This is a genomic window from Streptomyces sp. NPDC048417 (assembly GCF_040651615.1).
GTDB lineage: Bacteria > Actinomycetota > Actinomycetes > Streptomycetales > Streptomycetaceae > Streptomyces.
In genome coordinates this window covers 113,031-135,314 of sequence record NZ_JBEZKI010000008.1, presented here as the reverse complement: position 1 = coordinate 135,314, position 22,284 = coordinate 113,031, and the positions used below count along the sequence as shown (strand labels likewise).

Here is a 22,284-nt window from a genome sequence, read left to right as displayed (position 1 = left end):
GCCGTGATCGCTGCGGGTCGACGGGTCGAGATTACGTCAGCCGAACTCCGGTAGATGTCTAAGCGAAGGATTTCCTGCGGTTGGTGTTACGGTGGGCGTGCCCGTCGTAGACCGGCGACGTCCGGGCGCCTACGCCCCGGGCGCGGTGCATGTCTCCCGCCGGGTTCGGGCGCCGCGGCCGTTGCCCACAGAGACACTCCCCTCGACGTTTCCCTGGAGAAGAGCAGTGGTGTCATCCGCGCAGAAGGCACGTTTCGAAGGCAAGGTGGCGGTCGTCACCGGCGGCAGCCGTGGCATCGGCGCCGCTGTCGCCAGGCGACTGGTCCAGGAGGGCGCGGCGGTGGCGATCGGCTACCGGGGCAACCAGGAGGCCGCGGACGCCCTCGTCGCCGAGCTCGGTGACGGCGGCGGTCGCGCCGTCGCCGTTCAGGCCGACGTCGCCGTCCCGGAGCAGACCGAAGCACTCGTCGAGCGGGCGGTCGCCGAGTTCGGCCGGCTGGACGTGCTCGCGTCCTGTGCCGGTATCGAGCACTTCGACGCGCTGGAGAAGATCACGCCGGCCGACTTCGACCGTGTCTTCGCGGTCAACACACGCGGGCAGTTGTTCGCCGTCCAGCATGCCGTCACCCATATGGGTGAGGGTGGCCGGATCGTGCTGACCTCGTCGGTGAGTGCGTCGAAGGCGTTCTTCAGGCACACGCTGTACGCCGCGAGCAAGGCGGCGGTGGAGTCGATGGTCCTGAACCTGTCCGCGGAACTCGGCCGCAAGGGCATCACCATCAACGCCATCGCCCCGGGCGGCACCGCCACGGACATGGCCCGCGAGAACGGCGCGAGCTATCTGCACCCCGATCTGGCCGGGAAGCAGGACCTCTCCGAGTGGCTGAAGGTCGGCGTCGCGCTGCGGCGGCTGGCGGAGCCCTCGGAGGTCGCCGCCGGATACGCCTTCCTCGCCTCCGCCGACGCGGCCTACATGACGGGCCGCACCCTGCGGCTCGACGGCGGGATGTTCTAGGCGGACAGCCGAAGAAGCTGGGCCGGGGGACCCACCCCTCGTCCACCCGCGACAAGCCTCGAGGGCCCCGCGCCCAGCCCGACCCCGCACAAACCACGAGGGCCCTGTGCCCCGCCCGACCCGAAAGCCCTCGCCCCATGCACCACGGCATACAGCCCTCTGCCAGCGCGCCGCCCCAGCCGATCCCGTACCCCCCGGATGCCGATCCCGCCGCCGATCACGCACGGCACGCCAGGCACGCGCTGGTCGACTCCGAACCCGGGCTGCCCGCCCCGGTGCTCGCGGCGGCCGACGGCGCCCGGAAGGCGATACTCGTCCCGGTGATCACCGCGCTGGCGATAGGCACCGTGTTCGTCGCCGTGTACCTCGCGGCCTTCCACGCCCCGTCGGCCCGCCACCAGCCCGTGGGCATCGCCGCCTCCGACAAGGTGGCCGCGCGCACCGAACTCGCCCTCAACAACGCGGCCCCGGACGGCTACACCTTCTACCGGTACGCGGACGCCGCGGCCGCCCGCCGGGCCGTCGTCCACGACCGCGTTCCGGCCGTCCTGGTCGCCGACGGCCGGGGCACGCGACTGCTGGTCGCCGGCGCACAGGGACCGTCCACGGTGTCCAGCCTCGCCACGGCGATGACCGCCGCGGTCGGCAAGCCGCTTCCGGTGAAGGACGTACTGCCCCTGGCGGCGGCCGACTCCCGCGGACTGTCGGTGTTCTACGCCGCCTTCGGCGTGGTGCTCGCCGGCTTCCTCTTCGCCGTCTCCTCCTACCAGATAGCGCCACGCCTGCGGCTGGCCGTCCGGGTCGCCTCGATGCTGGTCTTCGCCGCCGCCTCCGGCGTGATGGTGGCACTGATCGGGCACACCGCCCTGAGCGCGTTGCCCGCCCCGTTCGCGGTGGTCACCCTCGTGGTGGGCCTGCTGGCGTGGGCGGTCGCCGCGGCCGCCGGAGTGCTGCTGCGCGTGTTCGGGCCGCTCGGCATGCCGGTCGCCTCCGTGGTCCTGCTGATCCTCGGCAACGCCACCTCCGGCGCCATCCTGCCGACCACCTTCCTGCCCGCCTGGCTCTCTCCGCTCGCCTCGGTCCTGCCGCCGGCCGCGGCGGTACGCGGGCTCCGGGGCGCCGCCTACTTCCACGACGCGCATCTCACCGGTGCTGTCACGACCCTGGCGGCCTGGGGCCTGGGTTGTCTCACCCTCCAGTACGTCCTGGACCGCGTCGCCGCCCGCCGCAGGCCGGCCGGCTCCACGGACCTCGCGGTCGCACGCTGACGGCCTGCCACTCTGCCGTCGGGGACCGCCCGGCCCCGCCGCGGACGTTCGCCCCGATCCTGGTCAGGTCTGCTGTGACGTGGCGCGGGCGAGGCTCTCCTCGATACGGCTCAGGACGTCGACGGCCTCGGCCTGCTGGGCCGGGGTCATGCCCTCGGCGACGCCGGTCTCCAGGTCCGTCCAGACCTGCTCCACCTCACCGCGCAGGGCGTTGCTGGCCGCCGTGGGCTCGATGATGGTGGCCCGCTTGTCGGTGGCACAGGGATACCGGCGGACGAAGCCCGCGTTCTCCAGCCGCCGGACGGTGCGCGTCATGGTGGCGGCGTCGGAGCCGAGCAGCCGGACGAGATCGGTCTGCCGCTGCGGGCCCCGCTCCCACAACTGCATCATGACCAGTTCCTGGCCGGGGTGGAGTCCCACCCGGCGCAGCAGCTGGCCGGCCAGCATGCGGTGCAGACGGGCCACGCGGAGGATCGCGTGATTGAGCGCGCCGGCCGCGACGGAGTCCGGCATGCGTACGTCCGCCGGTGCCGTGGTCCCGGCGGTGGTCTCCGGCTGGCTCATGGGTTCCTCGCGTGACCTGCGCAGTTGACCGAACAGGGAGAGGCTACCGCGAAGCAGGTCCCCAAGAGGGGCGCCGACCATGCCCCGGAATAGGGGACTGCCCGGTGATCCGCGGCCGGAACTACCGTCGGAGCGCGCGTGAGTGGCCGCTTCCGGGTCTTCCACGACCGCCGGTGGCGCGCTCCGCGGTCAGACCTCATCGGCTTTCCCTAGGAGGCCATCGCCGTGAACACCGGTCTTCGCACCCCGCCCGCGGCCCGTGCCGGCGGCGCGGCGACCCGACCCCCCGAGGCGTCACTCGCCTGGACCGACCCCGTCACGGGACGCCAGGGCTTCCTCGTCATCGACCGGCTCGTCCGGGGCCTGGCCAGCGGCGGCCTGCGGATGCGCGAGGGCTGCCGTCTCGAGGAGGTCAGGGAACTGGCGGCGGCGATGAGCGTCAAGGAGGCGCTGCACTACGACCCCACGGGCCGCTACCTCCCCATGGGCGGCGCCAAGGGCGGCATCGACTGCGACCCGCTCAGCAGCGAGGCGCGCGGCGTGCTCTCCCGCTTCCTCGCCTTCATCCGGCCGTACCTGGAGAACAACTGGGCGACCGGCGACGACCTCGTCACCACCACGGAACTCATCGACGAGGTGCTCGGCGAGCTGGGCGTGGACGGCTGCATCGCCCCGGTCGTGCGCACCCTCGACGACCCGCAGGCGGCGCGGAAACGGTTCGCCGACGCGTTCGCCGTCGAGGTCGACGGCATCGGACTCGCCGAACTGGTCGGCGGCTGCGGGGTCGCGGAGGTGGTCCTCATCGTCCTGGACCGGGACGGCGTCTCCCGGACGTCCGCCACCGCCGTCGTCCAGGGCTTCGGCGCCATGGGCGGCTCGACGGCCCGCTTCCTGCACGAGGCGGGAATCCGGGTGGTCGGCATCTCCGACGTCCACGGGACCGTCGCCAACCCGCGCGGCCTCGCTGTGGAGGACCTGCTGCGCCACCGCCGGGCCTACGGAGCCATCGACCGCAGCCGGCTCGGTCCGGACGACGTCCTCCTGGACCGGGACGACTGCCTGTCGCTCGCGGCCGACGTGCTGGTCCCGGCCGCGAACTCCTACTCCGTCCACGAGGCCAACCAGGAACGGGTCGCGGCCCGCTACATCGTGGAGGCGGCGAACCTGCCCGTGACCGCGGGCGCGGAGGAACGGCTCCGCGCCCGCGGCTGTGTCGTCGTACCCGACGTCGTCGCCAACTCGGGGACCAACGCCTGGTGGTGGTGGGTGCTCTACGGCGATGTCGCCCCGAACGCCGACTCCTCCCTGTCCAAGGTGCGCGGAGCCCTGCGTGACCTGGTGACGGAGACGCTGAAGCTCGCCGAGGACGCCGTGTGCACGCCCCGCCAGGCGGCCCGGTATCTGGCCGACGCCAGACGCGACGTGCTGCTGAGCCGGACGGGTGCCTGATGGTCACCACACTGCTGGCCGCCGTGGCGGCGCTCGGCTGGGGCGCGGCGGACTACTGCGGCGCCAGGGCCTCGCGGAACGTACCGGCCGCGCGGGTTGTCTTCCTCTCCCAGGTGCTGTCCCTCCCGGTGGTCGGCGTCTGGCTGGCGGCGACCACCGAGCACGGGCCCGGACTGTCCGCCCTCGCCTGGGGGTTCGGGGCCGGCGCCTCGGGCCTGCTGGGGCTGGTGCTGCTCTACCGGACGCTGGCGGCCGAGGGAATCGTGCTGGTGGCACCCGTCACGGCGGTGACGGTGGCCGTCGTGCCCCTGGTGGTCGGACTGGCCGTCCAGACGGCGCCCGGCCCGCTCGCACTGTGCGGGGTCTGTTGCGCGGTGCTCTCGATCGCCCTGGTGAGCCGGGCCGGGCGGATCCGGCAGGCCATCGTCGCGACGCGCACGCTGCTGCTGGCCCTGGCGGCCGGCGGAGCGCTCGGACTCCAGCTGGTGTTCATCTCCCATCCGGGACCGGACGCCGGCCTGTGGCCCCTGGTGGGCGCCCGCGCCGTCTCCATCCTGTGCGTGGCTCCGGGCGCGCTGCGCGGGTGGCCGAAGGCGGGCGGCGCGCCCGTGCCGTGGCTGCCCGTGGTGCTGGCCGGGGCGCTCGACTCGGCCGCCTTCGCCTTCTGCCTGTTCGCCACGGACCAGGGTCTGCTGAGCGTGGTCGGACCGATCGTGTCCCTCTACCCGGCGGCCACCGTGGTCCTCGCACTCGTGCTCGACGGCGAACGCGTGACGGTGCATCAGGCACTCGGACTGTGCCTGGGCGCCGGGGCGCTGCTCCTCGTGGCCGTCTAGCGCCGCCGCCTCCCCACCCATCGCCCACCCATCCCCTTCCACCTCCGGAGAGACACCGACATGAGCGACGACCGGAAACAGGTGCTCCAGGCCGCCGACGACCTCGTGGCCGCCTACGCCGAGGGACGCCTGGACGACTACTTCAAGACCTTCGCCCCGGACGCGACCTTCGTCTTCCACACCGCCGAGCAGCGCATCGAGTCCGTCGCCGAGTACCGGCGGGTCATGGCGCGCTGGGTGCTGGAGGACGGCTTCCGGGTGCTGCACTGCCTCTCCTACGACCGGATGGTCCAACTCTGGGGCGACACCGCGGTGTTCACCCACTCCGTCGAGACCCGGATCTCCACCGACGCCGGCGAGGAGACCCTCCACGAACGGGAGACCATCGTCTTCCGCCGGGAGGCCGACGGCCGCTGGCTCGGCGTGCACGAGCACCTGTCACCGGCCGCCGCACCACCGCTCGGCCCGGACCGGCAGGTACCGGGCGACCCCTCGTAACCGCGAGCGGCGAACCGATCTTGCCGGCCATCCGTAGCTGTATGCGGAGGCGGCCGGGAACCCGCGCGGCCGACCCGTCGCGGCGGGGACCGTCACCACGGCGGACCCCCGCACGGGGGCGGCGGTGCACCGGAGGGACGGCAGGCCGCCCATGGACGTACGCCCGCGCAGGGCGGCATGCCGTCACGGAAGGAGCAGTTCATGTCCCGCTGGGGCACTCTCTTCACGCGCTTGGCACCGGGCCGGGGCCAGCAGCCCGGCGGCACGGCGGGAGAGCTCGACACGCCCGTCCTCGTCGACCAGTACGACGGGCTGACGCTGCTGCGCCCCACCGAACAAGCCGTCCCCGGCCCGGACGACGTCGCGGAACTCGCCCGGTCCCTGGGCGCCGAAGGGGGCCAGAGCGTCGCCACCGTCGTCGTCGGCGTGGACGGCCCGGTGCCGCCCGCGCTGTGGACCCGGCTCGGTGACGTCCTCGACACGCTCCGGGAGAACGGTACGACCACCCTGCGCCTGGTCGTCTCGGGCGCGGGCAGCGGGGGCGCCGACCGGCCAGCGCTGGCCCAGCGGATCGCCGACGCCTGGGGGTTCGGCGTGATCGCCCCCGAGGGCAGCGCGCTGCTCGTCCCCGGCGGCACCCTCTTCGTCCCCGACCCCGCCGAGCCGTCCGGCGGCTGGCAGCTCTTCCAGCCCGGCACGGAGCCGACACCGCTCGGCGCCCGCCATCCGGCTCCCGGCTGGCAGACCGCCTTCGCGGCGCTGCCCGAACGCACGGCCGGCGGATACACCGTCCGCCCCGTCCCCGCCGGTGTGCTGCTCCAGCCGCCGGGCACACCGCCGCCCGCTCCCGGCGCCCTGTGCCACGCGGTGCCCGTCGACACCGGCCGCCCGACCGTGCTGGTCGGCGTGCCGGGCCCCGGCGGCGGTGCCCGGATCCCCGCCGACGACCTGGCCGCGCTGCTCGCCGCGCTGCCGCCCGCGGTGCGCGCGCGGATCCGCGTCGCCCCCGGCGCCGAAGGTGACCTGCTGCCCGCCGTCCAGGAGGTCACCGACGCACTGGACATCGAGGTGGAGGTGCTGACCGGCCCGCCCCTGGCGGCCCGGGTCGCGGTACCGGACGACGCCGACGCCGACGCCGTTCCCGGGTCGGTCCTCGTCGACGGCATGGGCCGGCCCACCTGGCGGCCCTACGTCGAAGCAGTGGTGTGCCGCCCCGCCGCGTCCGGCGGCGACGACGAGGCCGCCGGCCCCCGGCTGCTGCGCTGGCGCTCCCCGGTGCCCGAGGTCCGGGAACAGGACGCCGGAGTGGTCCGGCTGTCGGAACGGTGGCAGGTCACCATGACCCGGTCCGGGCTCGCCCTCGGACCCGTCGGACAGCCCCTGCCGCTCGCCGACCGACCCGTGCTCGCGGACCAACTCGCCGTCGAGATCGGCCCGTCGGACCGGCCGCTCGACGAGACCTGCTGGTCCGCCCTGTCGCATGTGCTCGACTATCTCGATCCCGAGGCACGTGAGTACGCCGTCCTGCACGCGCCCGGCCGCTCGGCCGAGGAGAGCCGGATGCTGCGCCGCCTCGCCGTGCAGCACGGCGTCCGGATGCTGTGGCCGCCGACCGCCGGCGCCGACCCGGACGCCCTGCCCGAACCGGCCGCCGACGCGCAGGCCGCTGTCGCGCCCGCCGGGGAGGCACCCGCGCCGGACGGGTTCTCCCGCTACCGCGAACGGATCGGCGGCATCGTGCAGGCCGCCAACGGGGGCCGGTACGACGACGCCACGGCCCTCGCCACCGCGCTCGAACGCGAGGCTTTCACCGCCCATGGCTCGGAGCACCCCACGGCACTGCAGATCCGTCAGATCAGGGCGCACGTGATGCGGCTCGCCGGACACAACGCCCTCGCGGCGGACCTCTACCGGCGGGTGGCGTTCAGCCTGCTGGTGACCGCCGGGATGGACAGCGTGGACGCGGAGCAGGCCGCCGCCAACGCGGACGCCTGCTGGCGGGACACCGCCGACATCGCCCTCGCCCTGCGCATCGCGCCGTCGATCGTCTCCCTGCGGCAGAAGGTGCCGGGCCCGAACGACCGTTGGCTGCGCGCCGCGGAACACTACCGGGAGCAGTTGGAGGCCGCGCACGCCACTCCGCCCGCACCACACCTGCCGTCCGCCGTACCGGTCCCGGTGACGACCCCACCGGCGACCTACGACCACGACCACCACCGGACGCCTCCGTCGGCCGACGGGCATCGGCCGCCCGCGGCTGTGAGCGAGCAGGGGACCACTGCGGCCGTCAGGGAGCCAGGGGCAACCGCGCCTGCCACCGGGTCGCGGGCTCCGCAGGCTGTCGGCGGGGCCCGGTCGTCCTCGGCTGCCGGCGAGCCGCGGCCGACCGCGGCCGCCACCGGGTCGCGGGCTCCGCAGGCTGTCGGCGGGGTGCGGACACCTCCGGCGGTCGCCGAGTCGGGGACGCCTCCGGTGGCCGCCGGGTCGCGGACGTCTTCGGCTGTCAGCGAGCCCCAGGCGCTCGCGGCTGCCACGGGGTCGCGGACGCCTCCGGCCGTCGTCGAGTCGCGGATGCCCCCGGCAGTTGGCGCTGCCGCTGCCCCTGCCGCTGCCCCTGCCACCGGCGCCGCTGCGCGGGGGCGGCGGGTGGCTGCGCCGCGGGAGCCCGTTCCGGTGGTGGCGGCCAGGCAGGCGAGGAACACCGGTGTCCTGTCGCCGCAGTCGTCGGTCGTCGGCCGGGGCGACGAGGCCGCGGTCGCCACCTCGTGCTCGGCCGTGGCGGGACGTTCCTGATGCGGAACGGACCAGGAACGGGTGCGCGGCGCCGCGGCGGGCGAGGCGGAGGACCCCGACCGCGCGCCGGACGGCCGCACCGGCGTCGTAGCCCGCACCGTGTCCCGATATCGACCCGAAAGTGAGCCGGGATGGCACAGGCAACCACCGGCCGGGCCACCGTGGATGACGCGGCGGTACGCGTCGAGGAGCACGACCGCCTGCTGGTGCTGCGCTCCGGCACCCCCGCGCCGGCGGGCGATGCCGATGTCGACGACCTCGTGCGTGTGCTGCGCTGGGCCGGCGACCCGGCGGTCACGCTGCTCACCGATCCGGGGACCATGGCGCAGCCGGACTTCTGGCCCCGCCTGAGCGGACTGCTCGACTCGCTGCGCGCGTCCGGCCGTACCGCCGTACGCCTGGCGATGGCGGGCACGGGCGGGGAAAGCCCGGGCCACCCGGCGTTGGCCCGGCGGATCGCCGACGGCTGGGGCGTCACCGTGGAGGCTCCCGCCGCCGCGATGCACACCGTGCCCGGTGGCTCGCTGTACGCCCCCGGCGGATGGCTGGGGTTCGCCCCCGGTGCCGCCTCCCCGGTGCCGATCGGCGCGCGCTGCCCGCGACCCGCGTGGGAGGTCGCGCTCGACGCGGTTCCCGGGCACACCGCGGGCGGGCACGTGATCGAGCGGATCCCCGCCGGCCTGTTGCTGCGTCCCGCGCGGGCGCCCGGCACGGTTCCGGGCGATCTGTACCACACCGTTCCGCTCGACCCCCGCCGGCTCACCGTGGTGGTGGGCGGCCTGCCGGGAGACGAGGTGACGGCGGACGACGTCGCCGGTCTGCTGTCGATCCTGCCCGAACCGGTGCGCGACGGCGTGCGGTTGGCGCCCGGTGGCCCCGGTGATCTGCTGCCGCTCGCCCAGCACGTGGCCGACCGGCTCGGCGCTCCGGTGGTGGTCGCCACCGGGCTGCCGCTGCTCACCGACGGGCCGTCCGGAGGCACCCGTGGTGTCCGCTCCGTCGTGCTCGGGGCGGACGGCGCCCCCGGCTGGCTGCCGTTCGTCAACGCCGCCGAGTGCCACCCTGCTCGGGAACCCCGGCTGCTGGGCTGCGCGGCACCGCTCCCCGGCGCGGACGGCACGCCGGACGGCGCGGTCCGGCTCACCGACCGCTGGTGGGTGACGGTGACCCGGGCGGGGCTGTGGGTCGGTGCGCACGGTGCCGTCCGCCCGGGTGCGGGGCTCGCGGTCGGCCCGGAGGGGCCGGTCATCGAGGCCGGTGTCCCGGGGGAGCGGCCGGACCACTCGCTGTGGCCCGCGCTGGACCGCCTGCTCGGCTCGCTGCCGCCGCAGGTGTGCGCGAGCGCCACGCTCCAGGTGTACGGCACCACCGCGGACGATGCTCCCGCACTGCGCGAACTGGCCACCCGCCACGGCGTCCGCACCCAGGCCGCCCCGGCCGCGGCACTGGCCCCGGCACCGGCCGCGTCCGGCGGGGCCGAGGTCGTCCCGTACTCGCGCACTCCGGTCGCCGCAGTCGCACCGGGCGTGCCCCGCACCACGGCGGACCCGGCCGTGCCCCGCACCATGGCGGACCCGGCCGTGCCCCGCACCGCGACCGGTCCGGTCGCTGCGCCGGCCGTGCCCCGCACCGCCGCCGATCCGGTCGCCGCGCCGGATCTCGCCGGAGCCTGGGAGCATCTGATCCGGGGCCGGGAGGAGATCGCGGCGCCCCGGCAACCGGTGGTCCCCGACCCGCCCGCCGGGCCCGATCTCGACGAGGCGTGGGAGTACCTGAGCCGGCGGCCCACACCGGTCGCGGCCGCCGCGGAGGGGCCGACCCCCCGGCCGGGCGCGCCCCGCCCCGACGCCACCGCGCCGGTACGGCCGGCGCTCGCCCGGTCGTCCTTCCGCACCGGCCACCGCAGCAGTCCCGCGGAGCACACGGCCCTGCGGCTGCTCGCCGGCCCGGCCTGGGAGCGGCACGCGCCGGCCGTCGCCCGCGCGCTCGGCAGGCTGCCGGCCATGGCCGATGCCGAACGGGAAGCCGCCGAGGCGGACCTGACAGCGCTTCGGCTCCACCTCGACGAGGCGGGCGGCCTGCTCGACCACCACGCGCTGGCCGCGGCCTGCCACGGCCGCGACGACCGGCTCCTGCCGTTCGCCGCCTGCCTGGTGTCGGCGCTGCGCAGGCTGCCGACGCACCGGGGCGCGGTCCTGCGCGGCGCGGGGTCCGCGCTGCCGCACGCGGAGGACCCGGAGAACGACCCGTTGCGCCCCGGCACCGTGCTCCGGGACCGCGCCCCGCTCAGCGGCGTGCGCGCGGCCGGGGACGCGGGCCGGCCGCCCGGCCCGCGGTACGCGATCTGGTCGGTGACCGGTCGGCTCGTCCGGCCGCTGTTCCACGCCCCCGACGGGCCCGAGGAGGTCCAGGAGGTGGTGTTCGCCCCGGGCACCCCGTTCATGATCCTCGACGTACGGCGCGCCGGGCCGGCCCCGGTCGTCCTGCTGCGCGAACTGCCCGCCTCGGGCGGGGCCCCGGCGTTGGCACCGGGCCAGGACGCGAACGCCGAACTGGGCGAGGCCGACCGCGCCGCGCTCGCCGGCCTGGACGACGCGCTGCGCGGCCGGGGCGGCCAGACCGGCGACGGAGGCTGGCCGGAGCGGTGCGCCGGCCCCGTGGGCGACGGTCCCTGAACGCCCAGTCCTGCATGGATATTTGACACCTCGTCAAGTTCCTTGTCACGCAAGGGACTTTTGGCATGTCCGCCATCGCACCGCCCCGGAACGGGACACCGTCCGCGGGACGTCGGGGACACCGGAATGGGGATCTGTCGACTTCCTACCGCCGCTGCGACGCTGAACTGGACCGGTATCAGGCCACCCGGAGAGGAGCAGCACGGTGACCGACTTCAAGGTGACACCGGAGCAGATTTCGCTGGCGGCGACGTCGTGCGACAGCACGGCGGCGGAGATCCAGGGGCAGCTCTCGGACCTCAAGACCTACGTGGTCAACATGGAGGGCTGGTGGCAGGGTATCGCCCAGGACACCTTCCAGGCCCTCATGCAGGAGTACGACATCTACTCCCGCATGCTCCACGACGCGCTCACCGACATCGCCAGCGGGCTGCGCGGCAACTACGTCAACTACACCGACACCGAGCAGCAGAACATCACCTCGATCAACAACATCGAGGCCGGTCTGTCGAGCGCCAACCTCAGCTGACGCACCGTCAGCCCGGCGTACCCCGACCTACCCACACGGCATCCGGCACGACCAGGGAGTGAATCATGGCAGGAAACGTCGACGGCGCGAACCTCATGGTCAAGGAGGAGCTCGCCGGCTCGGGCACGCACATCAACGGCGTCGCCCAGACCATCGCGGACGAGCTCCACGACCTCATCAACAAGCTCCAGCCGGTCCTCGCCGGCGGGGACTGGAACGGCGCCGCACAGCAGTACTTCGAGGGCCTGGAAGCGGAGTGGAACTACGCCGCCAACGGTCTCTTCGGCCCCGGCGGCGTGCTCGGCGAGATCGCCAACGCGATGCACGTCAACTGGAACAACTACTCCGAGGCCGAGTGGGCCAACTCCCGTACCTGGCAGCACCGCTGACCGTCGCCCCGGCGGCGGAACACCCCTGCATCCCCTGAGGAATCGTCATCGTGGATGAGCACTGCCGTATCACCGTCGTCGGCGAACGCCGGAAGGTGGACCTCGCGGTCCCGGCCGGCGCCCCGATCGTGAGCTACGCCGACACCCTGGCGCGCCTGTGCGACCAGCGGGAGTCCGACATCATGCCGGCGGCCTGGACCCTGGGCGCGGCGACCGGGAGTGCCTTCGCCCCGGAGTGGTCGCTCTCGGAACTGGGCGTCACCGACGGGCAGGTCCTCTACCTGCGTGACGCCACCGCCGACGAGCTGGACGACCCGGTCGTGCACGACGTCGCCGAGCGGGTCGCGGAGGTCTCCGAGGGCGTCCTGGACCGCCGGTGGGACGCCCGTTCCCGCACGTACACCCTGACCGCGCTCGCCCTGGGCTGGCTCGTCGCCACCCTGTTCGTGCTCGCCGCCCGGCACCGCCCGGGCACGGGCATCCTGCTCGACCTCGCGCTGGCCGCGGGGCTCGCCCTGCCCGTACTGGCGTGGGTCGCGATGGAGCGCGGCTGGTCCGTCCCGGCGGCCCTGCGGATGACGATGGCCCTGTGCGCGGTGCCCGCGCTGGCCCTGTGCGCCTGGTCGGCCGCCCTGGGCTACGGCACCGAACAGCTCGGCGTGGAAGGCGTCATGACCAGGACCGGGCTGGCCGTGGCGGCCCTGGCCCTCGGCGCGCTGCTCGGCGCCTTCCTCGCCGCCGTGGCGGCGCCGGCGGTGACCACCTCCGCCACCCTGTTCACGGCCGCCGTCGCGACGGTGCTCGGCATCGGTCTCGCGGCGCTGCGGGCCAGCGGGATCCAGACGGCCTGTGTGGTCGCCGTGGTCGCGTTCGCCCTGCTCACCGTCGTGCCCTCGGCCGTCAGCGGCACGGTGGCCTTCACCTGGCGGCGGGTCAGGATGCGGGTGCAGGAGGAGCCCCGCGACGACGAGGTCGCCCACGCCGTACGCGCCGCGACCGTTTTGCTGGCGACCTGGAGCGGCGCCCTGAGCCTGGTCCTCGGCGGCGGCCTTGTGGTCATGGCGGCCTCGGGCTCCCCGTACGCCAACCCCGCGGCCGGACTGCTGGGGCTCGCGGTGCTGCTGCGCGCCGGGTCGGCCCGGCTGGTCGCCGAGGTGGTGCCGCTGCTGGTGGCCGGTACGGCCGGGCTGTTCACCCTGCTGATCACCGGCCCCGAACGCTTCGGCTCGGCGAACTGGCTGGGGCCCGTGGGCAGCGCCCTGACCGCGGCCGTGCTCCTGGTCTACGGATTCCGGCGCATGATGCGCCGCCCGGACCTGCCGGCGATGGCACGGCCCCGGTGGCTGGCCGGCTTCGGCTCGGTACTGGCCGGCGGCAGTGTCGCCCTGGCGGTGGCGACCTTCGGCGCGTTCGGCGCCATCGTCAGCCTGGGGCACCACATCTGACGGCTCGTCTGCGAACGACCGTACGACTGTGACCGCCGACCCGCACAAGCTGTGCGGGTCGGCGGTCACGACGGGGCTTTGCGACCGGAAGGGCGCGGCGCGATGTCAGGCGGCGGAGGAGTACCCGGCGGGGGAGAAGCCGCCGGCGAGCGCGGGGCTGCGGAACTCGTCCTCCTGGAGCAGGCCGAGTTCGATCGCCTTCCGGGTGAGGTCCGCCTTGTTGCGGACGTTCAGCTTGTTCCTGATCCGCTTCACGTAGGTGCTGACCGTGGCCTCCGTCAGCCCCATCCGCCGGGCGATCTGACCGTGCGTCAGCCCCGTGGCCAGCAGCCGCAACGCCTCCCGCTCCCGGTGGGCGAGGGCCGGGGCGGGGGTGCCGGCCGGCTGCCGCAGCTCGTGGTGGAGCCGGGTGGCGAGACCGGGCGCGATGTGCAGACCGCCCAGCGCGACCGTCTCCACCGCGCGCAGCAGCTCCTGCTCGCCCGCCTGCTTGCCGACACAGCCGTAGGCCCCGGCGCGCAGCGCGTCGGTCACCGGCTGCCAGCCCGCGAAGTCGGCGACCACCAGCACCCGTCCGCACCGGGTGAGGGCGGCGACGGTCTTGGCGAGCGACGGTCCGGGCTGCGGCGGAGCGCCGTAGACGACGACGTCCAGGCGCTGCGCGTCGGCTTCCGGCAGCTGCGCGGGGTCCGCGGCCAGCGCGACCACCCGCAGCAGGGAGCTGCCGGAGAGCAGGGTCTCCAGACCCAGGCGCACGAGGCTGTGCTGCTCGACGACGGCGATCTGAGAAATCTGGGGGGACATGGCGCTCCTGCCATTCTCAGGTTTGGTGAGTTCCTGAGTACGAACGTAGTCGCCGCGTCAGTCCCCTTCCCCGCCCTGGACCCGGTGAAAGAAATCACGTGAACCTGCCCGTGGCCTCGTACGTAACTCAAGTCGGGTGCCATGCGGCCGAGTTGCCCACCCGTGCGCCGCACCGTGGCTATTCGTCCTGCCATCCCTGTCCCTTTCCCTGGGTTATTCAGAAACACAACAATGAGGGGTGCTTTCTCGCATGATTGATGAGGACTGGCGCGAGTTCTCCTCCGCATTCGCCGAATCCGTACGGCCGGAGGACCCGCGCGGCCTGACGGGCAAACGCATGCTCGTGGTGAGCATCTCCACGCTCCTGGCCGTCGCCCTCGGAGCGCTGGTGTACGGCGCCTTCGGCGGCCCGGCCTTCGCCGTGCCCAGTGAGGTCAGGCCGATCGCCCCCAGCCCGGACGCCACGCCCTACCAGGCCGGCGGCCAGAGCTCAGGACAGACCTGGAAGGCCATCGCCGGCCCCGACTGCGCCGCCAGCAGCGACGGCTCCACCAGCTTCGCCGTGTACGGCTACTCCACCGGGACCGACGCCGACGGAACCACCGCCTGGACCAACTCCGACAGCGGCGGCTACACCGGCGAGGCCTGCACCGGCGGCTATCTCTCCATGCCGGTGTCCGGCAAGGCCGACGGATACGACGCCACCCGTTACGCGCTGTGGAAGTACGACTTCAGCTCCCACTTCACGGTCGCGTCCTGCCGGGTCTCCAGCTATGTGCCCACCAACTCCTCCCGTACCCGGGTCGGTGGCTCGCCCGCCTACTTCTACTACTACGACGACGACTACGCCTTCGGCACCAGCGCCGACAAGCAGTCCAAGCCCCTCGGCGGCTTTCTGGTCGACCAGATCGGCAAGACCCACCAGGGCCGCTGGTACACCTCGCCCGCGTTCACCGTGCGCACCGGCCGGGTCACCGTCAGGCTCGTGGACGCCGGGGCCGAGCGCGGCGACGCGGCCGAGGGCGTCCATGTCGCCGCCGCCCAGCTGCGACTGACCTGCACCTCGACATGAGCGCCGGACTGCGTGTCGCCCCTCGCGGCTGGGGCACGTACAAGACCATCGTCGCCGCGGTCCGCGAGGCCCCGGAGGGCGCGGTGATCTCCGTGCAGCCCGGGACCTACACCGAGAGCGTCGTCCTGGACCGTGACATCACCCTCGCCGCCGAGAAGGGGCGCGGCACGGTACGGATCGTCGCCGGTGCCCACGGGCCCGCGCTCACCGTGCAGAGCCCCGGCGGCCGGATACAGGGCCTGGTCCTCGAAGGCCGCGGCAAGGAACCGGCCGTCCTGGTCACCGCGGGCGCGGTGGAGGTCAACGGCTGCGAGATCACCGGCGCCGGCGCCCAGGTCACCGGCACCGCCACCCCCGTCTTCCGGGACTGCGAACTCCACCACACCGGCGACATCGGCCTCTATCTCGCCGGGGACAGCCGGGCCGTGGTCGAGAACACCGGCATCAGCGACGTGGACGCCGTCGGCATCCTGGTGGACCACGGCGCGTCTCCCACCCTCACCCGGGTCTCGGTGACCCGCACCGGCGGCCATGGCATCCGGATCACCGGCGCGGCCCGCGCCGCCCTGGAACTGTGCGCCGTGACCCACACCGGGGCGGCCGCCGTCGCCGTGGACGACAGCGCCCGGCCCGTGCTGCGCACCTGCCGGATCGGGGACAGCGAGGCCGGGGGAGTCGTCATCACCGGCGACGCCGGGGCCGACACCGCCCCCGACGACGACGCGGCCGGTGAAGGGCCGTCCGCCGGCGGCGAGTTCGGGGTCGCCCTGCGCGGCTGCGAGATCGCCCGCACCGGCCGGGACGCGGTGCATGTCACCGGCCGCGCGGTCGCCTCCCTCATCGACTGCCGGATCAGCGACATCCGTGCGGCCGGCGTCGTCGCCACCGGCGCCGGCCGGCTGCGGCTGCACGACACCACGACGACCGACACCTCCGGCTCCGGACTCGCGGCCGGCGGCGAGGCACAGGTGGAGGTACGCGGCGGAGCATTCACCCGCTCCGGCGCCAACGGCGTCTACGCGGCGGACACTTCACGGCTCAGCCTCGTCGACTGCGCGGTCACCGTCTCCGCCTTCACCGGCGTCCACGCGGGCGACGGCAGCCGGGTGACCCTCCACGACAGCCGGGTCCAGGGCACCCCGGAACACGGACTGCGCAGTGTGGGCCAGGCCATGCTGACCCTCACCGACACCAAGATCGACAGCACCGAACTGTGCGGCATAGAGGTGGACGGCGGCGACCTCTCCGCCCGCGGCTGCCGGATCACCAAGGCCACCACCGGCATCGCCCTGCGCACCGAACACCGCCCGCTCGTCGACGACTGCTCCGTCAGCTCCTGCTCCGGCGTGGGCATCGACATCGGCGCCGGCACCACCGCCCTCGTCGTCGACACCCGCGTCACCGGCACCGGCGCCGCCGGGGTCTTCGTCCGCGAGGGCGCCGGTGCCTGGCTGACCGACTGCTCCATCACCGACACCAAGGGCACCGGCCTCGTCGTCCAGGCGAAGGCCGCGCCCCGGGTCCGCGGCACCACCGTCACCGGCACCGCGAAGAACGGCGTCTACATCGCCGACAACGCCGCCGGCCGCTTCGAGGAATGCGACATCAGCGCCACCGGCTTCCCCGCCGTCTACGTCGGCAGCGCGGCGACGCCCCTGCTGCGCGGCTGCCGTATCCACGACACCGACGAGGACCTCAAACTCGCCGACGGCGCCGACCCCACCTTCGAGCGCTGCCGCGTCGACGACGTGAAGATCAGCACGATGCCCGAGGAGGCACTCGGCGGCGAACCGCTGCCCGCTCCGGGCGCCGGGGCGCTCGCGGTGGCACCGGGCGGGCGGGGCGGTGGCCCCGCGACCCCGGACGTCAAGAGCACCGGAACCCGGCAGGCCCGCGCCGAGAGTCTCTCCGAGGTGCTGGCCGAACTCGGCGACCTGATCGGCCTGGAGAGCGTCAAACAGGACGTCAGCACGATGGTCAAGGTCATGCAGCTGGTCCGCCAGCGCACCGAGGCCGGCCTCGCCGCGCCGCCGCTCAGCCGCCATCTGGTCTTCGCCGGCAACCCCGGAACCGGCAAGACGACGGTGGCGCGCCTGTACGGCCGTATCCTCGCCGCCCTCGGCCTGCTCTCCCGCGGCCACCTGATCGAGGCCGACCGCGGATCCCTGGTCGGCGAGTACGTCGGTCACACCGCGCCCAAGACCACCGCCGTCTTCAAACGCGCCCTCGGCGGCGTCCTGTTCATCGACGAGGCCTACGCGCTCACCCCGGCCGGGCAGGGCAACGACTACGGCCGCGAGGCCATCGCCACCCTGGTCAAACTGATGGAGGACCACCGGGACGACGTCGTGATCATCGTGGCCGGCTACCCCGACGAGATGGAACGCTTCGTCGACATCAACCCGGGCCTCGCCTCCCGCTTCACCCGCACCCTGATGTTCGACGACTACGGCAGCGAGGAACTGGGCCGCATCGTCGAGTTCCACGCGGCCAAGCACGAGTACGAGCTGCCGGACGACACCCGCGAGGCCCTGCTCGGCTACTTCGGCGAGCTGGTCCGCGACGACCGCTTCGGCAACGGCCGCACCGCCCGCCAGATCTTCCAGCGCATGACGGAGCGGCACGCGCAGCGGGTCGTGGAACTGGTGGAGCCGACCACGGACGACCTGGTGACCCTGCTCCCCGACGATCTGCCGCCCGTCGCCGTCGAGTGAGAGCGGCCCGGATCACATCCGGCTGACACAGCGAACGGCGCCCGGCCGGGAAGTGGCTGGGCGCCGTTTTGCGTGCGCGGAACCCGCTATATCGCCGAGTTCGACTCGATGTCGCTTATTTGCACCGCCGGCTGGGCACGCGGGCCCAAGTCCGGCATGGCCGACTGCGAGTCCGTCTCGGCGTAGGTTTGGCCGGCGTTGTTGAGCAGCGCCGTGAAGGTGCCCATCAGTTCGATGCCGCCCGCGCCGTCCTGCATGACCTTCGTCAGCTGCGGGTTGATCGCCTCGGCGAACTGGGCTCCGCTCTCGGCGAGTTCGTCCGGGACCCAGCTCGCCGTCCGACCGCTGCCCACCACTTGACCGTTTTTCTGGCCGAACAGATTGGGGTCGGCGATGGCACCCTGCACCTTGGCCCGCAAGGTTTCGTACGCGCTCGACGCATTCGCGACGGCGTCGAGGAAGGTCTGCTCCGCCGCCCGCAGCGCGCCGAGGTCGATCGAGAAGGCGCTGCTGTCCGGAAGGGTGGGCATGGCGCTGCCCGACCCGCCTCCCGGTTCGGTGGGCACCAGGTCGGGGGACGTGGTGTAGGCCATGCTCAGCTTCGGCATGGTCACCATCTCGTCCGGCGGCTCGTCGTCGTCCGAGTCGTCGGTCGGGTTGGTGGTCGCCGTGACCCCGTAGATCTCGGCGTAGGTCTCGGCCGCGTCCTCCTGGTCGCCGTGATCGCTCGCGTCCGGATCGACGTTCGGTACCCAGGGGTCGCTCTGGTATTCCGATGCGTGCGGGCTCACGTCGTCGCTGTCGCCCATGGGACACCCCGCTTTCTTCGGTCATCGGCCTTCTGATTGACCTATCCATGGTGCCGGGATATCGACCGTCGCTCGACGTCCCCATTCCAGGACGTCCGTACGTCAGTAACAAGGATCTACGCAGTCTCCGACCATTCCACGACCCTTACCGTGCGGACACATATGAAGTCGCCGGCAGGGAGAGGAGACGGGGCGAAATGACGAACGCGCACACCGACGGCGAGGCGTTGATTCCCCTGGACCGGGGTCTGTTCGAACCCGCGACGGTTTCGACCGCCCAGGACGACGCCCAGACCCCGGATGCGCCGGACACACAGAGCTCGGCTCTGGCGGAACCAGTTGTCGACGGGCCCGGCTCCATTCCCGACGGGGCCGACCACTCGCCTGACGGCGGACCGCTGACTCACCTGGACAGGTCGTTCTTCTCCCGGGCGACGAGCGAGCCCGACACGCCGGCCCACGCCGACCACCACGGCCATCCGCCGGCGGATCATCCGGACGCCGGTGACACGGTAGGAGTCCGCGACAACACACAGCCCGATTACGGGACTTCACCGACTGAGCCGACGTCGGTCACGCCGGAGGGCGACCCTCATTCGTCACCGTCCGCATCCGCATCCGCGTCACCGGATTCGGGCGCAACGACGACCACGTCGGACACCGGCGACCCAGATCCCGGGCAGACCACGTCGGACGGCCCGTCCCTCACCGAACGCACCGTCGACGGTGAACATCTGCTGGGCTCGGACACGCAGGACGGCGGGTGGGTTTCGCAGGACGGGACGGTCTATGTCTCCAGCGACGGCACGGTCGAGCATGGTCTGACGGCGCCTGATGGTGCGTTTCTGGCGAATGGTGAAGTTCTGCAGATCGATGGCCAGGCCGTTTATGGGACGCAGTTGGATGATGGGTCGTTTCTGTCGGAGGACGGGACGACGATGGTTACTGCTGATGGTGTGGTCGAGCACGGGCAGACGACGTCCGATGGGCAGTTTCTGACCGAGCGGGCCGTTGACGGTCAGACGATGTGGGGTTCGGATACTCAGGATGGTGGGTGGGTTTCGCAGGACGGGACGGTTTATGTCTCGGCGGATGGTGAGGTCGAGCATGGTCTGACGGCGCCTGATGGTGCGTTTCTGGCGAATGGTGAAGTTCAGCAGATCGATGGCCAGGCCGTTTATGGGACGCAGTTGGATGATGGGTCGTTTCTGTCGGAGGACGGGACGACGATGGTCACGGCCGGGGGTGTGGTCGAGCACGGGCAGACGACGTCCGATGGGCAGTTTCTGACCGAGCGGGCCGTTGACGGTCAGACGATGTGGGGTTCGGATACTCAGGATGGTGGGTGGGTTTCGCAGGACGGGACGGTTTATGTCTCGGCGGATGGTGAGGTCGAGCATGGTCTGACGGCGCCTGATGGTGCGTTTCTGGCGAATGGTGAAGTTCAGCAGATCGACGGTCAGACCGTTTATGGGACGCAGTTGGATGATGGGTCGTTTCTGTCGGAGGACGGGACGACGATGGTCACCGCCGATGGTGTGGTCGAGCATGGGGAGACCTCGTCCGACGGGCAGTTTCTGACCGAGCGCACTGTTGACGGTCAGACTCTGTTCGGCTCGGACACCCAGGACGGCGGGTGGATTTCCGAGGACGGGACCGTCTACGTCTCGGCGGACGGTCAGGTCGAGTACGGGCAGACCTCGTCGGACGGATCGTTCGTGGCGAACGGCGACGCGTCGGGCGGGGACGGCACGACGACGGTCGCGGACGACGGCACGACCACGGTCGTGGACGATGCCACCGCCGACGAGGGGACGACGACGTCCGGCGGGACCGAGGAGACCACCTCCGGCGAGTCCGAGGAGTCGACGTCGGAGGACACTTCGTCCCTGACCTCGCGGACCGTCGGCGGGCAGACGTTGCTGGGGACCGCCACCCCGGACGGCGGCTGGATCTCCCAGGACGGCACCGTTTATGTCTCCCCCACGGGTGAGGTCGAGGACGGGCTGACCGCGCCCGACGGTTCGTTCCTGCCGAACGGCCAGGTGCGGACCGTCAACGGCCAGCAGGTGTACGGAAGCGTGCTGAGCGACGGAACGTGGGTGTCGCAGGACGGGACCGTCGAGATCCAGCCCGACGGCACGGTCCTGAACGGACAGACCTCGGCGGACGGGCAGTTCCTCACCTCGCAGGCCGTCGACGGCCAGACGCTGTTGGGAAGCGCGACCCAGGACGGCGGCTGGATCTCCCAGGACGGGACCGTCTATGTCTCGGCCGACGGAGAGGTCGAGCACGGCGTCAGTACCCCGGACGGCAGTTTCCTGAAGGACGGGGTGACCAAGACCCTGCCCGACGGCACGGTCCTCTACGGCTATATGTCCGGCGGTGATTTCTACTCCTCCGACGGGACGACCGTCGTCCTGGCGGACGGCACCGTACTCACCGGCACTCTCGACACCCAGACCGGCCTCTTCACCGGCTCCGACGGTTCCACCTACATGGTCACCGACAACGGAATCGAAGGTGCCACCCAGCAGAGCGACGGCTCCTATCTGCTCGCCGACGGCTCGACGGTGATGACTCCCGCGGCCTGGGCGGTCGACATCGGCCAGTTGGGAGAGGCCATCACCCTGGTCCGGAACCGGGCCGATGTGATCGAGGACAACATCAACACCATCCAGGATCAGTACCGCGTCATCGAAGACGCCTGGAAAGGCCCCGCCGGCACCACGTTCAGCGATGTCTCCACCGAGGTCAACAAAACCATGAGAGACCTCCAGGACCTCCTCACCGACATGATCGAACGCATGATGACCAGCAGGGCGAACTACATCTCCGCCGAGACCGCCAACACCGCCAATTCGCAGGGCTCCTGAGGAGGCATCAGGCCATGTCAGCCATTCCCCGTGACTACAACGCCGTCACGCTCTCGGTGGATCCGAACAGTCTCAACGCGGCTTGCGAGCAAGTGAACTCGGCGGCCCAGAACATCAGTTACGCACTCACCGACATCATGAATTCCCTGGGCGAACTGCGGCTCTCGTGGACCGGCGACGCCGCGGACGTCGCCGACGACTTCAACGCCCGCTGGACGGCGGTGACACAAGAGTTCTACGGCACGCAGGAGGCCGAGGACCGTAACAACGCCACCGACGGGGCGTACTACGAAAACGTCCCGGGAGCTCAGGGCGTCATCAACGTCCTCACCGGAGGCATTGCGAAGGCCGCGGAGAACTACGCCAACTGCGAGGGCGCCGTAAAGGCGATGTTCCAGCAGTTCCACACCCAGATGGTGCAGGCCAACAGTTCGGAGTGGCAAGCCGCGCACCCCTCGGGTCCGCCCTCCGACACGGTGGACCAGCCGAGCGGCACGCCGAACGAGAACTATCACACCACCGCGGTCAACGAAACCGGATTCTGAGGT

At 72.5% G+C, this 22,284-nt stretch carries 17 protein-coding genes; 14 read left to right on the top strand and 3 right to left on the bottom strand.

All coding sequences use genetic code 11. From position 1 onward, the window contains the following. Positions 1-229: 229 nt before the first annotated feature. Entirely contained in the window at positions 230-1,015 is a 786-nt protein-coding gene (locus AB0D59_RS14620; protein ID WP_362564773.1) for an SDR family oxidoreductase, read from the top strand. A gap of 137 nt (positions 1,016-1,152) precedes the next feature. Further along, complete coding sequence (locus AB0D59_RS14615; RefSeq protein WP_362564772.1) at positions 1,153-2,283, top strand: ABC transporter permease; 1,131 nt, start codon at positions 1,153-1,155, stop codon at positions 2,281-2,283. A gap of 63 nt (positions 2,284-2,346) precedes the next feature. Here the strand turns inward: AB0D59_RS14615 and AB0D59_RS14610 are convergent, their stop codons facing one another. Further along, complete coding sequence (locus AB0D59_RS14610) at positions 2,347-2,796, bottom strand: MarR family transcriptional regulator (RefSeq protein WP_362565073.1); 450 nt, start codon at positions 2,794-2,796, stop codon at positions 2,347-2,349. A gap of 276 nt (positions 2,797-3,072) precedes the next feature. Between AB0D59_RS14610 and AB0D59_RS14605 the strand changes: the two genes are divergently transcribed. The 8 genes from AB0D59_RS14605 to AB0D59_RS14570 all read left to right on the top strand — a co-directional run bounded on the left by AB0D59_RS14605 (position 3,073) and on the right by AB0D59_RS14570 (position 13,461). Continuing rightward, complete coding sequence (locus AB0D59_RS14605; RefSeq protein WP_362564770.1) at positions 3,073-4,296, top strand: Glu/Leu/Phe/Val dehydrogenase dimerization domain-containing protein; 1,224 nt, start codon at positions 3,073-3,075, stop codon at positions 4,294-4,296. Next, positions 4,296-5,132 carry a hypothetical protein gene (locus AB0D59_RS14600; RefSeq protein ID WP_362564769.1) on the top strand — a complete coding sequence of 279 codons (837 nt, stop codon included), beginning with the start codon at positions 4,296-4,298 and terminating at the stop codon, positions 5,130-5,132. Before AB0D59_RS14605 ends, AB0D59_RS14600 begins: the two co-directional genes overlap by 1 nt. A gap of 60 nt (positions 5,133-5,192) precedes the next feature. Further along, complete coding sequence (locus tag AB0D59_RS14595) at positions 5,193-5,630, top strand: nuclear transport factor 2 family protein (RefSeq protein WP_362564767.1); 438 nt, start codon at positions 5,193-5,195, stop codon at positions 5,628-5,630. A gap of 201 nt (positions 5,631-5,831) precedes the next feature. Continuing rightward, the gene (locus tag AB0D59_RS14590; protein ID WP_362564766.1) at positions 5,832-8,423 is read left to right on the top strand and encodes a hypothetical protein; all 2,592 of its coding nucleotides are present in this window, start codon (positions 5,832-5,834) and stop codon (positions 8,421-8,423) included. Positions 8,424-8,554: 131 nt separating this feature from the next. Beyond that, positions 8,555-11,098 carry a hypothetical protein gene (locus tag AB0D59_RS14585; protein WP_362564764.1) on the top strand — a complete coding sequence of 848 codons (2,544 nt, stop codon included), beginning with the start codon at positions 8,555-8,557 and terminating at the stop codon, positions 11,096-11,098. Positions 11,099-11,303: 205 nt separating this feature from the next. Continuing rightward, entirely contained in the window at positions 11,304-11,627 is a 324-nt protein-coding gene (locus AB0D59_RS14580; RefSeq protein ID WP_351710677.1) for a WXG100 family type VII secretion target, read from the top strand. 65 nt (positions 11,628-11,692) lie between these two features. Beyond that, positions 11,693-12,016, top strand: coding sequence for a WXG100 family type VII secretion target (locus tag AB0D59_RS14575; protein WP_351710679.1), 324 nt, complete (start codon positions 11,693-11,695; stop codon positions 12,014-12,016). A gap of 50 nt (positions 12,017-12,066) precedes the next feature. Continuing rightward, positions 12,067-13,461: an EsaB/YukD family protein gene (locus AB0D59_RS14570; RefSeq protein WP_362564763.1), complete on the top strand. Its 1,395-nt coding sequence runs from the start codon at positions 12,067-12,069 to the stop codon at positions 13,459-13,461. Between the two features lie 105 nt (positions 13,462-13,566). Here AB0D59_RS14570 and AB0D59_RS14565 read toward each other — a convergent pair whose 3' ends face one another. Beyond that, positions 13,567-14,265: a response regulator transcription factor gene (locus AB0D59_RS14565; RefSeq protein ID WP_362564761.1), complete on the bottom strand. Its 699-nt coding sequence runs from the start codon at positions 14,263-14,265 to the stop codon at positions 13,567-13,569. A 250-nt stretch (positions 14,266-14,515) separates the two neighbouring features. Between AB0D59_RS14565 and AB0D59_RS14560 the strand changes: the two genes are divergently transcribed. Together AB0D59_RS14560 and AB0D59_RS14555 are read left to right on the top strand one after the other, a co-directional pair. Further along, positions 14,516-15,337 (top strand): hypothetical protein, encoded by an 822-nt coding sequence (locus AB0D59_RS14560; RefSeq protein ID WP_351710685.1) that lies wholly within the window; start codon positions 14,516-14,518, stop codon positions 15,335-15,337. Beyond that, positions 15,334-18,051 (top strand): right-handed parallel beta-helix repeat-containing protein, encoded by a 2,718-nt coding sequence (locus AB0D59_RS14555; protein ID WP_362564760.1) that lies wholly within the window; start codon positions 15,334-15,336, stop codon positions 18,049-18,051. The genes AB0D59_RS14560 and AB0D59_RS14555 overlap by 4 nt, the downstream gene beginning before the upstream one ends. A gap of 86 nt (positions 18,052-18,137) precedes the next feature. Here the strand turns inward: AB0D59_RS14555 and AB0D59_RS14550 are convergent, their stop codons facing one another. Continuing rightward, positions 18,138-18,860: a hypothetical protein gene (locus tag AB0D59_RS14550; protein WP_362564758.1), complete on the bottom strand. Its 723-nt coding sequence runs from the start codon at positions 18,858-18,860 to the stop codon at positions 18,138-18,140. A 197-nt stretch (positions 18,861-19,057) separates the two neighbouring features. Between AB0D59_RS14550 and AB0D59_RS14545 the strand changes: the two genes are divergently transcribed. Together AB0D59_RS14545 and AB0D59_RS14540 are read left to right on the top strand one after the other, a co-directional pair. Further along, positions 19,058-21,736, top strand: a complete 2,679-nt coding sequence (locus AB0D59_RS14545) for a WXG100 family type VII secretion target (protein ID WP_362564757.1) — start codon at positions 19,058-19,060, stop codon at positions 21,734-21,736. Positions 21,737-21,750: 14 nt separating this feature from the next. Further along, positions 21,751-22,281 (top strand): hypothetical protein, encoded by a 531-nt coding sequence (locus AB0D59_RS14540; protein WP_362564756.1) that lies wholly within the window; start codon positions 21,751-21,753, stop codon positions 22,279-22,281. The last annotated feature ends 3 nt before the right edge of the window (positions 22,282-22,284 follow it).